The organism is Mycobacterium sp. NGS16 (assembly GCF_059813225.1).
This window is the reverse complement of the sequence record NZ_JCALEE010000009.1, coordinates 93,686-106,228: the sequence shown is the minus strand read 5'-3', so window position 1 is coordinate 106,228 and position 12,543 is coordinate 93,686. Positions and strand designations below refer to the sequence as shown.

Annotated in this window: 9 protein-coding genes; 8 read left to right on the top strand and 1 reads right to left on the bottom strand. The window is 70.8% G+C overall.

The genetic code is table 11. The features are described from left to right. The first annotated feature begins 77 nt into the window (after positions 1–77). From AC5Y4Q_RS18265 to pyrF, 8 genes are all read left to right on the top strand, one after another. Positions 78–2,213 (top strand): PGRS repeat-containing protein, encoded by a 2,136-nt coding sequence (locus tag AC5Y4Q_RS18265; RefSeq protein WP_499959874.1) that lies wholly within the window; start codon positions 78–80, stop codon positions 2,211–2,213. A gap of 245 nt (positions 2,214–2,458) precedes the next feature. Next, positions 2,459–3,031: a bifunctional pyr operon transcriptional regulator/uracil phosphoribosyltransferase PyrR gene (pyrR, locus tag AC5Y4Q_RS18260; RefSeq protein WP_064921309.1), complete on the top strand. Its 573-nt coding sequence runs from the start codon at positions 2,459–2,461 to the stop codon at positions 3,029–3,031. Then, positions 3,028–3,999, top strand: a complete 972-nt coding sequence (locus tag AC5Y4Q_RS18255; protein WP_064921308.1) for an aspartate carbamoyltransferase catalytic subunit — start codon at positions 3,028–3,030, stop codon at positions 3,997–3,999. The genes pyrR and AC5Y4Q_RS18255 overlap by 4 nt, the downstream gene beginning before the upstream one ends. Further along, the gene (locus AC5Y4Q_RS18250) at positions 3,996–5,288 is read left to right on the top strand and encodes a dihydroorotase (protein ID WP_065018931.1); all 1,293 of its coding nucleotides are present in this window, start codon (positions 3,996–3,998) and stop codon (positions 5,286–5,288) included. Before AC5Y4Q_RS18255 ends, AC5Y4Q_RS18250 begins: the two co-directional genes overlap by 4 nt. Next, positions 5,285–5,806, top strand: coding sequence for a PH-like domain-containing protein (locus AC5Y4Q_RS18245; protein ID WP_064919942.1), 522 nt, complete (start codon positions 5,285–5,287; stop codon positions 5,804–5,806). The genes AC5Y4Q_RS18250 and AC5Y4Q_RS18245 overlap by 4 nt, the downstream gene beginning before the upstream one ends. After that, positions 5,803–6,924, top strand: a complete 1,122-nt coding sequence (gene carA / locus AC5Y4Q_RS18240) for a glutamine-hydrolyzing carbamoyl-phosphate synthase small subunit (RefSeq protein ID WP_064919943.1) — start codon at positions 5,803–5,805, stop codon at positions 6,922–6,924. Before AC5Y4Q_RS18245 ends, carA begins: the two co-directional genes overlap by 4 nt. After that, positions 6,924–10,265: a carbamoyl-phosphate synthase large subunit gene (carB, locus tag AC5Y4Q_RS18235; protein ID WP_125225369.1), complete on the top strand. Its 3,342-nt coding sequence runs from the start codon at positions 6,924–6,926 to the stop codon at positions 10,263–10,265. The genes carA and carB overlap by 1 nt, the downstream gene beginning before the upstream one ends. Continuing rightward, positions 10,265–11,080 (top strand): orotidine-5'-phosphate decarboxylase, encoded by an 816-nt coding sequence (gene pyrF, locus AC5Y4Q_RS18230; RefSeq protein ID WP_064919945.1) that lies wholly within the window; start codon positions 10,265–10,267, stop codon positions 11,078–11,080. Before carB ends, pyrF begins: the two co-directional genes overlap by 1 nt. 8 nt (positions 11,081–11,088) lie before the next feature. Here the strand turns inward: pyrF and AC5Y4Q_RS18225 are convergent, their stop codons facing one another. Continuing rightward, positions 11,089–12,486 (bottom strand): ABC1 kinase family protein, encoded by a 1,398-nt coding sequence (locus AC5Y4Q_RS18225; RefSeq protein ID WP_125225370.1) that lies wholly within the window; start codon positions 12,484–12,486, stop codon positions 11,089–11,091. Positions 12,487–12,543 lie beyond the last annotated feature (57 nt).

Genomic DNA, 12,543 nt, shown 5'->3' with positions numbered 1-12,543 from the left:
TCCCGCTTCCGTGATAGGAACACAGGGTGAAAATCTCAGGTTGGCTTAAGGAAAATGGATCTGCGTCGGCGCGGCGAGTGGCTGCTGCCGGAGCGTCCGTCGGGGCGTTGGCGGCATTCGGATTGGCGCCGGTAGCCCAGGCTGACTTCGATGACTTCCTGACCGACCTGTTGGATCCCGCTGTATGGGGAGTGGTGTTCGACCCCGGCTACTGGAGCGGGCTGGAGTCGGCGTCGACAGTCGACCTCGCGTCGTTGTTCAACGGTGATGACCTGCCCGGCGCGGCTGTCGGCACCGATTTCGCCGACTGGTTCCAGAACGACGTCTATCTGCCGCTGCACACCGCGATGCAGGAGTGGATCGAGAGCCCGTCCGGTGTGCAGTTCAACGACTTCATCAACCCGCTCTTCGCTTTCGGCGGCGCCTGCGGCCTGATCTGCAACGGCGTCGACGGGACCGAGACCCATGTTGACGGCGGTAATGGCGGCTGGATCTTCGGTGACGGCGGCACCGGTTGGAGCAGCGACGAAGCCGGTGTGGCCGGCGGCGCCGGCGGTGCCGGCGGCTGGCTGGGCAACGGTGGTGCCGGCGGTGGCGGTGGCGCCGGGGCCGATGGCGGTGCCGGTGGCGCGGGTGGCTGGATCGGCAACGGTGGTACCGGCGGCGACGGCGGGGCTGGGCTGGATGGCCTGCACGCGGGCGACGGCGGCAATGGCGGCGCCGGTGGCCGTAGCGGAATGTTGTTCAGCACCAACGGCGATGGTGGCAACGGCGGCAACGGCGGAAACTCGGTTGGCGACGGCGGAAGCGGTGGTGCCGGCGGTAGCGGTGGTGTCAGCGGTCGCTCACCGGGCTGGTACGCCACCGGTAACGCCGGCGGCGCGGGCGGCAACGGTGGTGACGGCGGCAGCGCTGAGGGAGTCGGCAGCACCGGCGGTGTTGGCGGTGACGGTGGAAACAGCAGCCAGACCAGCGTTTGGATGGGCCGAGACGGCGGCCCCGGTGGTAACGGCGGCAATGGCGGCGCGGCCACCGGTGCCGACAGCAACGCTGGTAACGGCGGTAATGGCGGCAAGGGCGGCGTTAACGCGGGCAGCACAGGCAGCAGTGACGGCGGCCCCGGTGGCAACGGCGGCAGCGGCGGCGCAGCTACCGGTGACAACAGCACCGCCGGCAATGGCGGCGACGGTGGTAACGGCGGCGCCGGCGGCGGTCTGGGTGGCGGCCGCGATGGTGGGGTCGGTGGTAACGGCGGCGACGGAGGCTCGGCCAGCGGCGCTGGCAGCGCAGCGGGCAACGGTGGTCACGGTGGCGCCGGCGGCGTCGGCAGTGCCGTGGGCAGCGCACGCGATGGCGGCGCGGGCGGCAACGGCGGCAATGGCGGCGCGGCCGACGGTATTGACAGCACCGCGGGCAGGGGCGGTGACGGTGGTAGCGGTGCCCCGGGCAGCGCGGCGGGTAGCGCCCGTGACGGCGGTGCAGGCGGCAACGGCGGTAATGGCGGTGCGGCCAGCGGTGCCGGCAGCGTGGCCGGGGCCGGCGGCAACGGTGGCGACGGCGGCATGAGTAGCCCCTTGGGCGGCGGCCGTAACGGCGGGACCGGTGGTGACGGCGGCAACGGCGGCGATGGCACTGATGGTGGGGTTGCCAGCCACGGCGGTGCGGGCGGCATGGGCGGCGGCACTGGTCTGAGTTCCAGCGGCAACGGCGGCAACGGTGGTGCCGGCGGCAACGGCGGTGCCAGCGACGGTGGAGTGGGCGGCACCGGCGGCCGGGGCGGAGAAGGCAACAGCTCCGCCGGCTCAATGCGTGCCGGTGGTGGTGGCGGTGGCGGCGGCGGTGCCGGCACCGGAGGCCAGGGTGGTGACGGCGGCAACGGCGGCAATGGCGGCACTGGTATAAGTACTGGGTCTGTAGCCAGTTCCTATGGCCAGGGTGGGACCGGCGGGAACGGCGGAAGCGCAGACGGCGGCATCGGGGGCGTCGGCGGCAACGGCGGAGACGGTGGCTCTGGTGCGTTGGCCGGTGGCACCGGCGGTAACGGCGGCAACGGAGGCCAGGTCGGCCCCAACGGCAACGGTGCCGGCGGTAACGGCGGTAATGGCGGAAGCACAACTCAGAACCCCGGCGGCACGGGAGGCAACGGCGGGGCCGACGGAACGCCGGGAACACCGGGCGCTGATGGCGCATCCGTTCCCAACCCGCCCGACTGAGGCACCAAGTTCGCGCCTCCGAGAGGACTTACGTACCTGACGAAGTTCAGCGCGATCCGCGATGACGTTAACGCCGGCGACGGCCAGGCAGCGGATTCGTCCCAATCGGAAGCTGACGGAGCGGTACGGCGTTCCGGGGGCGGCGGCAGACCGGTGGGAGCCGAGCGGATGCTAGGCTACCCGGCAGTTCGACATCCTTTAACGATCCGTCCCGCGAGGCGGAGAAGGAGGTCCTGCGGTTTCGCATGGGCGCTGCCGGTAATTCCAGCACCGACCGGGAATTGATGTCCTCGTCGGACGTGGGTCGCACGATCTCTCGTATCGCGCACCAGATCATCGAGAAGACCGCTTTAGACGACCCGGACACCCCGGGTGCCCCGCGGGTGGTGCTGCTGGGCATTCCGACCCGCGGTGTCACCCTGGCCGATCGCCTGGCCGCCAAGATCAGCGAATTCTGCGGGGTTGAGGTCGGCCACGGTGCCCTCGACATCACCTTGTACCGCGACGACTTGATGCGCCAGCCGCCGCGGCCGCTGGAATCGACCTCCATCCCGGCCGGCGGCATCGACGACGCGCTGGTGATCCTGGTCGACGATGTGCTCTACGCCGGCCGGTCGGTGCGGGCCGCGCTGGATGCGCTGCGCGATCAGGGCCGGCCCCGGATCGTGCAGCTGGCGGTGCTGGTCGACCGCGGCCACCGGGAACTGCCGGTGCGCGCCGACTACGTCGGCAAGAACGTGCCGACCGCGCGCGGTGAGAGCGTGCACGTGCTGCTGGCCGAACACGACGGCCGCGACGCGGTGGTGATCACCCGATGACCGCCAGGCATCTGCTCGCGGCCGGCGATCTGAGCCTTGACCAGGCCACCGCCATCCTCGATGACGCCGACCGGTTCGCCCAGGCCCTGGTCGGGCGCGAGGTCAAGAAGCTGCCCACCCTGCGCGGACGCACGGTGATCACCATGTTCTACGAGAACTCCACCCGCACCCGGGTCTCCTTCGAGGTGGCCGGCAAGTGGATGAGCGCCGACGTGATCAACGTGTCGGCGTCGGGATCCTCGGTGAACAAAGGGGAGTCGCTGCGCGACACCGCGTTCACCTTGCGGGCCGCCGGCGCCGACGCGCTGATCATACGCCACCCGGCCTCGGGTGCGGCGCACCTGCTGGCCGAGTGGACGCGCAACGCCGACGACGGCGGCCCGGCGGTGATCAACGCCGGTGACGGCACCCACGAACACCCCACCCAGGCCCTGCTGGACGCGCTGACCCTGCGTCAGCGGCTCGGCGGCATTGAGGGCCGCCGGGTGGTGATCGTCGGCGACATCGTGCACAGCCGGGTGGCCCGTTCCAATGTGCAGCTGCTGGCCACGCTCGGCGCCGAGGTGGTGCTGGTGGCCCCGCCGACCCTGCTGCCGGTCGGGGTGGCCGACTGGCCGGTGACGGTGAGCTATGACTTCGACGCCGAGCTGCCGGCCGCCGACGCGGTGCTGATGCTGCGGGTGCAGGCCGAGCGGATGACCGGGGGCTTCTTCCCGTCGGCGCGCGAATACTCGGTGCGTTACGGGCTGAGCGAGAAGCGCCGGGCGATGCTGGGCGACGACGCGGTGGTGCTGCACCCCGGCCCGATGCTGCGCGGCATGGAGATCGCCTCGTCGGTCGCGGACTCGTCACAATCCGCAGTGCTGCAACAGGTTTCCAACGGCGTACATGTGCGGATGGCGGTGCTGTTCCATCTACTGGTGGGCAGTGAGTCCGCCGGGTCGGCCGGAGAGGACGCAGCGTCATGAGCGTGCTGATCCGCGGGGTGCGGTGCTACGGCGAGGGCGATCAGGTCGACGTGCTGGTGCACGACGGCCAGATCGCCGAGATCGCTACCGGACTGGCTGCCCCGGCCGGATGCGACATTGTCGACGCACCCGGTCAAGTGCTGCTGCCGGGCTTCGTGGACCTGCACACCCATCTGCGGGAACCGGGTCGCGAGTACGCCGAGGACATCGAAACCGGTTCGGCGGCAGCGGCTCTCGGTGGCTACACCGCGGTGTTCGCGATGGCCAACACCGAACCCGTCGCCGACTCCCCGGTGGTCACCGACCACGTCTGGGCGCGCGGCCAGCAGGTCGGCCTGGTCGACGTGCACCCGGTCGGCGCCGTCACCGTCGGACTCGGCGGAACCCAGCTGACCGAGATGGGCATGATGGCCGCCGGCACTGCCGGGGTCCGGATGTTCTCCGACGACGGGGTCTGCGTGGCCGACCCGTTGGTGATGCGCCGCGCCCTGGAGTACGCCACCGGCCTGGGGGTGCTGATCGCCCAGCACGCCGAGGAACCCCGGCTGACCGTCGGCTCGGTCGCCCACGAGGGGCCCAACGCCGCCCGGCTTGGGCTGGCCGGCTGGCCCCGGGCCGCCGAGGAGTCGATCGTGGCCCGCGATGTCCTGCTGGCCCGCGATGCCGGTGCCCGCCTGCACATCTGCCACGCGTCCACCGCCGGAACCGTCGAGCTCCTCAAATGGGCGAAGGCACAAGGCATCTCCGTCACCGCCGAGGTCACGCCGCATCACCTGATGCTCGACGACACCCGGCTGGCCGACTACGACGGCCGCAACCGGGTCAACCCGCCGCTGCGTGAGGCCGCCGATGCGGCCGCGCTGCGCCGGGCCCTGGCCGAGGGAATCATCGACTGCGTGGCCACCGACCACGCCCCGCACGCCGAGCACGAGAAGACCTGTGAGTTCGCCTCCGCCCGGCCCGGGATGCTCGGTCTGCAGACCGCCCTGTCGGTGGTGGTGGCCACCATGGTGCAGCCCGGCCTGTTGACCTGGCGGGACGTGGCCCGGGTGATGAGCGAGCGGCCCGCGGAGATCGTCGGGCTGCCCGATCAGGGCCGTCCGCTGCAAGTGGGCGAACCGGCCAATCTGGCCGTGGTGGACCCGGAGGCGAGCTGGGTGGTGACCGGCGAACAGTTGGCCAGCCGGTCGGCCAACACCCCGTATGAGGAGATGACCCTTCCGGCGACCGTCACCGCGACGCTGCTGCGCGGCCGGATCACCGCCCGGGACGGGAAGAGCCCGGCATGAACACGCCCACGATGGTCGCCTCGCTGATCTTCGCGTTCCTGCTGGTGGTGCTGATCGGGGTGGTGATCCGGTTGATGATGCGCGGCTGGCGGCGCCGCGGCCAGTTGCAGGAGGCCCTGATCGGCACGCTGCCGGCGGTGCCCGACACCGTAGGCCCGCCCTCGGTCGCCCCCACCCGCGGCCTGTATCTGGGCTGCACGCTGGCGCCGAAGTGGAACGACCGGGTGGTCGTGGGCGACCTGGGTTATCGCACCAAGGCAGTGCTGACCCGCTACCCGGAGGGAATCATGGTGCAGCGCAGTGGAGCCCGGCCGATCTGGATTCCGCAGGATTCGGTGGTCGCGGTGCGCACCGAACGCGGTATCGCGGGCCGGACCATCCCCTCGTTGCCCACCCGACCCCACGACGGTGTGCTGGCGATCCGCTGGCGCCTGCCGTCGGGCACCGAAATGGACACCGGCTTCCGCGCCGACGACCGTGCCGACTACACCCGCTGGCTGGAAGGTGACAACACATGAACGCGCGTGCCGCCCTGGTCCTTGAGGACGGCCGGATCTTCACCGGACGGCCGTTCGGAGCCGTCGGCCAGAGCCTGGGGGAGGCGGTGTTCTCCACCGGCATGTCCGGGTACCAGGAGACGCTGACCGACCCCAGCTACCACCGGCAGATCGTGGTGGCCACCGCCCCGCAGATCGGCAACACCGGCTGGAACCGCGAGGACGGTGAGAGCCGGGACGAGAAGATCTGGGTGGCCGGCTACGTGGTCCGTGACCCGTCGCCGCGGGCCTCGAACTGGCGGGCCAGCAGCACCCTGGACGACGAACTGGTGCGCCAGGGCATCGTCGGGGTGGCCGGCGTCGACACCCGCACCGTGGTGCGCCACCTGCGCAACCACGGCTCGATGAAGGCCGGGGTGTTCTCCGGTGACGCGCTCGCCCCGGCCGAGGAACTGGTGAACCGGGTCCGCGAGCAGCCGTCCATGCTCGGCGCCGACCTCGCCGGGCAGGTCAGCACCGACGCCGCATATGTGGTGGAACCCGACGGCGCACACCGGTTCACCGTCGCCGCCCTGGATCTGGGCATCAAAACCAACACACCGCGTAACTTCGCCCGGCGCGGAATCCGCAGTCACGTGCTGCCGGCGACGGTGGACTTCGCCGCGATCGCCGCGTTGAAGCCGGACGGGGTGTTTCTGTCCAACGGCCCCGGGGACCCGGCCACCGCCGAGGCGATGGTGGCGTTGACCCGCGAGGTGATCGGCGCCGGAATCCCGCTGTTCGGAATCTGTTTCGGCAACCAGATCCTGGGCCGGGCGTTGGGGCTGAGCACCTACAAGATGACGTTCGGCCACCGCGGCATCAACATCCCGGTGATCGACCACGCCACTGGCCGGGTGGCGGTGACCGCGCAGAACCACGGCTTCGCCTTGGAGGGAGAAGCGGGCCAGCGCTTCGACACCGATTTCGGTCCGGCGGTGGTCAGCCACACCTGCGCCAACGACGGGGTGGTCGAGGGCGTGAAACTCGTTGACGGCCGGGCCTTCTCGGTGCAGTACCACCCCGAAGCCGCGGCCGGTCCGCACGACGCGGAATACCTTTTCGACCAGTTCGTCGACCTGATGGCAGGGGAGAAGTAATGCCGCGCCGCGCCGACCTGCGCCATGTCCTGGTGATCGGCTCCGGGCCGATCGTGATCGGACAGGCCTGTGAATTCGACTACTCCGGCACCCAGGCGTGCCGGGTGCTCAAGGCCGAGGGCCTGCAGGTGAGCCTGGTCAACTCCAATCCGGCCACCATCATGACCGACCCGGAGTATGCCGATAACACCTACGTCGAGCCGATCACCTGGGAGTTCGTCGAAAAGGTACTCGCCCAGCAGGCCGAACGCGGCAACAAGGTCGACGCCCTGCTGGCCACCCTGGGCGGGCAGACCGCGCTGAACACCGCGGTCGCGCTGCACGAGCACGGGGTGCTGGAACGCTACGGCGTGGAGCTGATCGGCGCCGACTTCGAGGCCATCCAGCGTGGCGAGGACCGCCAGCAGTTCAAGGACATCGTCGCCAAGGTCGGCGGCGAGTCGGCCCGCTCCCGGGTCTGCTACACCATGGCCGAGGTCGAGGACACCGTCGCCGAGCTCGGCCTGCCGGTCGTGGTCCGGCCCTCGTTCACCATGGGCGGGTTGGGCTCCGGTCTGGCGGCCAGCCTCGACGAGGTGGCCCGGATGGCCGGAGACGGTCTGGCCGCATCGCCGACGGCCAACGTGCTGATCGAGGAATCGATCTACGGCTGGAAGGAATTCGAGCTCGAGCTGATGCGCGACGGCAACGACAACGTCGTGGTGGTCTGCTCGATCGAGAACGTCGACCCGATGGGCGTGCACACCGGCGACTCGGTGACCGTCGCCCCGGCGATGACGCTGACCGACCGGGAATACCAGCGGATGCGTGACCTGGGCATCGCGATCCTGCGCGAGGTCGGGGTGGACACCGGGGGCTGCAACATCCAGTTCGCGGTGAACCCGAAAGACGGCCGGCTCATCGTGATCGAGATGAACCCGCGGGTGTCCCGGTCTTCCGCGCTGGCGTCGAAGGCCACCGGCTTCCCGATCGCCAAGATCGCCGCCAAGCTGGCCATCGGCTACACCCTCGACGAGATCGTCAACGACATCACCAAGGAGACCCCGGCCTGCTTCGAGCCGGCGCTGGACTACGTGGTGGTCAAAGCACCGCGCTTCGCGTTCGAGAAGTTCCCCGGCGCCGACCCGCGGCTGACCACCACGATGAAGTCGGTGGGCGAAGCGATGTCGTTGGGCCGCAACTTTATCGAATCACTCGGCAAGGTGATGCGTTCGCTGGAGACCGAGCGGGCCGGGTTCTGGACCAAACCCGACCCCGACGGTGGGGCCGAGGCCGCCCTCGACAGGCTGCGCACGCCCACCGAGGGCCGGCTCTACGACATCGAACTGGCGCTGCGGCTCGGCGCGAGTGTCGAGCAGGTCGCCGAGGCCTCCGGGGTCGACCCATGGTTCGTCGAGCAGATCAACGGCCTGGTGGCGCTGCGCGCCGAGGTCGTCGCGACCCCCGTTTTGGATGCGGATCTGCTGCGGCGCTGCAAATACAGCGGCCTGTCGGATCATCAGATCGCCGTACTGCGTCCGGAGCTGGCCGGCGAGGACGGGGTGCGGCTGCTGCGGTCCCGGCTGGGGATCCACCCGGTGTTCAAGACCGTCGACACCTGCGCGGCGGAGTTCGAATCCAAAACGCCGTACCACTACAGCACTTTCGAGCTCGACCCGGCCGCCGAGACCGAGGTGGCCCCCCAGGACAGCAAACCCAAGGTGCTGATCCTGGGTTCCGGGCCCAACCGGATCGGCCAGGGCATCGAGTTCGACTACAGCTGCGTGCATGCTGCGACCACCTTGAGCCAGGCCGGGTTCGAGACGGTGATGATCAACTGCAACCCCGAGACGGTCTCCACCGACTACGACACCGCCGACCGGCTCTACTTCGAGCCGTTGACGTTCGAGGACGTGCTCGAGGTGTACTACGCCGAACAGCAGTCCGGTCAGGGCGGCCCCGGCGTGGTCGGCGTCATCGTGCAACTGGGCGGACAGACCCCGCTGCGGCTGGCCCAGCGGCTGGCTGATGCCGGGGTGCCCATCGTCGGCACCAGCCCGGAGGCCATCGATCTGGCCGAGGACCGCGGCGCGTTCGGCGACGTGCTGGCAGGCGCCGGGTTGCCGGCGCCGCGCTACGGCACCGCGACCACCTTCGAGCAGGCCAAGCGGATCGCCGCCGATATCGGCTACCCGGTGCTGGTCCGCCCGTCCTACGTGCTGGGTGGGCGCGGCATGGAGATCGTCTACGACGAGGAGACGTTGCGCGGCTACATCACCCGGGCGGCGCTGCTGACACCCGAGCATCCGGTGCTGGTCGACCGGTTCCTCGAAGACGCCATCGAGATCGACGTCGACGCCCTGTGCGACGGCACCGAGGTCTACATCGGCGGGATCATGGAGCACATCGAGGAGGCCGGCATCCACTCCGGCGACTCGGCGTGCGCGCTGCCGCCGGTGACGTTGGGTCGCAGCGACATCGAGAAGGTGCGCCGCGCCACCGAGGCCATCGCCCAGGGCGTCGGGGTGGTGGGGCTGCTCAACGTGCAGTTCGCCCTCAAAGACGACGTGCTCTACGTGCTGGAGGCCAACCCGCGGGCCAGCCGGACAGTCCCGTTCGTGTCCAAGGCCACCGCGGTACCGCTGGCCAAAGCCTGCGCACGAATCATGCTGGGCGCCACCATCGCCGGGCTACGGGCCGAGGGCCTGCTGGCCGCCTCCGGGGACGGGGCCACCGTCGGCCCGCACGCCCCGATCGCGGTCAAGGAGGCGGTGCTGCCGTTCCACCGGTTCCGCCGCGCGGACGGCTCCGGCATCGACTCGCTGCTGGGTCCGGAGATGAAATCCACCGGCGAGGTGATGGGCATCGACCGCGACTTCGGCACCGCGTTCGCCAAGAGCCAGACCGCCGCCTACGGGTCGCTGCCCGCCGACGGTACGGTTTTCGTGTCGGTGGCCAACCACGACAAGCGTTCGCTGGTGTTCCCGGTCAAACGGCTGGCCGACCTGGGTTTCCGGGTCCTGGCCACCGAGGGGACCGCGGAGATGCTGCGCCGCAACGGGATTCCGTGCGAGGTGGTGCGCAAGAACTTCGAGGAGCCCAGCCCGGAGCGTCCGGTGTCATCGGCCGTGGACGCGATCCGGGCCGGCGAGGTCGACCTGGTGATCAACACCCCCTACGGCAACTCCGGTCCGCGGGTGGACGGCTACGAGATCCGCTCGGCCGCGGTCAGCGTGAACATCCCCTGCGTGACCACCGTGCAGGGCGCCGCGGCGGCGGTACAGGGCATTGAGGCCGGGATCCGGGGCGATATCGGGGTGCGCTCCCTGCAGGAGCTGCACAGCGCGCTCGGCGGGCACTAATGAGTTTCGGAGCCCGGCTGGCCGAAGCGACCGCGGCCCGCGGGCCGCTGTGCCTGGGCATCGACCCGCACCCGGAACTGCTGAGCGGCTGGGGCCTGCCCGCGACAGCGGACGGGCTGGCCGCGTTCAGCGAGACCTGTGTGGCGGCGTTCGCCGGGTTCGCGGTGGTCAAGCCGCAGGTGGCGTTCTTCGAGGCCTACGGCTCGGCCGGCTACGCGGTGCTGGAGCGCACCATCGCGGCGCTGCGCGAGGCCGGCGTGCTGGTGCTGGCGGACGCCAAGCGCGGTGACATCGGCTCGACGATGGCCGCCTACGCGGCGGCCTGGGCCGGCGAGTCACCGCTGGCCGCCGACGCGGTGACCGCCTCGCCGTACCTGGGCTTCGGGTCGCTGCAGCCGCTGCTGGACACCGCCGCCGCCCACGGCCGCGGGGTGTTCGTGCTGGCCGCCACCTCCAACCCGGAAGGCGCGAGCGTGCAGCGCGCCCAGACCGACGGGCGCAGCGTAGCGCAGACCATCGTCGACGCCGTTGCTGACGTGAACCAGGCCGGCGCCGGACCCGGCTCGGTCGGGGTGGTGGTCGGCGCCACGCTGCGCGAGGTGCCCGACCTGAGCGCCCTGGGCGGGCCGGTGCTGATCCCGGGCATCGGGGCCCAAGGCGGGCGCCCCGAGGCGCTGGCCGGGCTGGGCGGGGCCGCTCCGGGCACGCTGTTGCCCGCGGTCTCCCGCGAGGTGCTGCGCGCCGGCCCCGGCGTCGCGGCGCTGCGCGACGCCGCCGCGCGGTTACGCGATGCGGTGGCTTATCTGGCCGGCTAGGGCCGGCGTCAATCCAGGCCCAGCGCGCCGGCCAGCCGGGGCGGGATCGTCGGTTCGGCGAAGCCCGGATACCAGCGGGTCACGATATCGCGCAAGGCGACCTCGGCCTCGAGCTGACAGGCCACCGCCGCCAGACCGACCAGCGTGCGCAACATCAGCACATGCTCGGCCGGGAGGCCCAACGTCGCGCCGCCGAGGACGTCCTCGCCGCGGGCCAGGCCGGGCATCCGCGGCGTGGCGCTCTGCAGCCAGCCGCGGCTGAACCGGAACCGCGGCACCATCAGCGGCTCGGTGAGCGGGCCGAAGCGCGCCAGCACGTCCTCCGGCTGGACCTCGGTGCGCGACGGACTGAACCCGATCTCCCGCAGGGTCTCGGCGACTTCGGCCAGCACCACCGAGCGCGGCTCCGCGGGCAGCTCGCTCAGCAGCGCCGAGTCGACGAGACCGGCCAGCGCGATGTTGTCCAGGTACCGCAGCGCCGACCGGTGAGCTGGCGCGACCGCACCGAAGTCGAGCACCGCCAGCCGGCCGTCGCCGGTGAGCTGGTAGTTGCCCGGATGCGGGTCGGCGTGCACCAGCCCGGTACGTGACATCGACGCGGCGCAGAACTCGAACAGCAGCCGGGCGGCCTCGTTCCGGGCGTCTTGGTCACCGCCTCCGATCAGCTTCGCCAGCGGGCGGCCGGTGACCCATTCGGTGATCAGCACCTTGGGCGCGGACGCCACCACCGCCGGCACCAGAAACTCCGGGTCGCCGGTGAACGCGGCGGCGAACGCACGCTGATTGTCGGCTTCGTGCCGATAGTCGAGCTCCTCGGTCATTCGTGCGCGCAGCTCATCGAGCATTGGCCGCACCGCGAGCCCGGGGAACAGCGGATCGATGAGCCGGCTGAACCGGGAGAGTTGCCGCAGGTCCGAGAGCAGCGCCGTGTCCGCGCCCGGGTACTGCACCTTGACCGCCACCACCCGGCCGTCATGCCACACCGCCCGGTGCACCTGTCCGATGCTGGCCGCCGCCACCGGTTCGTCGTCGAACTCGGCGAACCGCTGACGCCAGCGCAGACCGAGCTGGCCGTCCAGCACCCGATACACCTGCTTGGCCGGGATCGGCGGCGCCGACGCCTGCAACCGGGTCAGCGCCTCCCGATAGGGTTCGGCGAACCGCTCAGGGATGGCCGCCTCATAGATGCTCATGGCCTGGCCGAACTTCATCGCGCCGCCCTTGAGGTCGCCGAGCACCGCGAAAACCTGCTCGGCACTGCGGGCCGAGAACTGCTCGGCGATCAACTCCGCGTCGGCGCCGGCCAGCTTGCGTCCCCACCCGAGCACCGTTCGCCCGGCGGCCCCCAACGGCAGGCCGGCCAACTTCGCCCCACGATGCAGCGTCCGCCGCGGAACCTCTGCCACCCCGCCACTGTGCCATCCCAGCCCGGCGGACGTGCTGGGTAAGCCGAAGTTCAGCGG

Bases quoted from the DNA above. Each gene is read 5' to 3' on its own strand.
- pyrR (WP_064921309.1), top strand. From the start codon at position 2,459: ATGGGCGCTGCCGGTAATTCCAGCACCGACCGGGAATTGATGTCCTCG.
- AC5Y4Q_RS18255 (WP_064921308.1), top strand. From the start codon at position 3,028: ATGACCGCCAGGCATCTGCTCGCGGCCGGCGATCTGAGCCTTGACCAG.
- AC5Y4Q_RS18250 (WP_065018931.1), top strand. From the start codon at position 3,996: ATGAGCGTGCTGATCCGCGGGGTGCGGTGCTACGGCGAGGGCGATCAG.
- AC5Y4Q_RS18245 (WP_064919942.1), top strand. From the start codon at position 5,285: ATGAACACGCCCACGATGGTCGCCTCGCTGATCTTCGCGTTCCTGCTG.
- carA (WP_064919943.1), top strand. From the start codon at position 5,803: ATGAACGCGCGTGCCGCCCTGGTCCTTGAGGACGGCCGGATCTTCACC.
- carB (WP_125225369.1), top strand. From the start codon at position 6,924: ATGCCGCGCCGCGCCGACCTGCGCCATGTCCTGGTGATCGGCTCCGGG.
- pyrF (WP_064919945.1), top strand. From the start codon at position 10,265: ATGAGTTTCGGAGCCCGGCTGGCCGAAGCGACCGCGGCCCGCGGGCCG.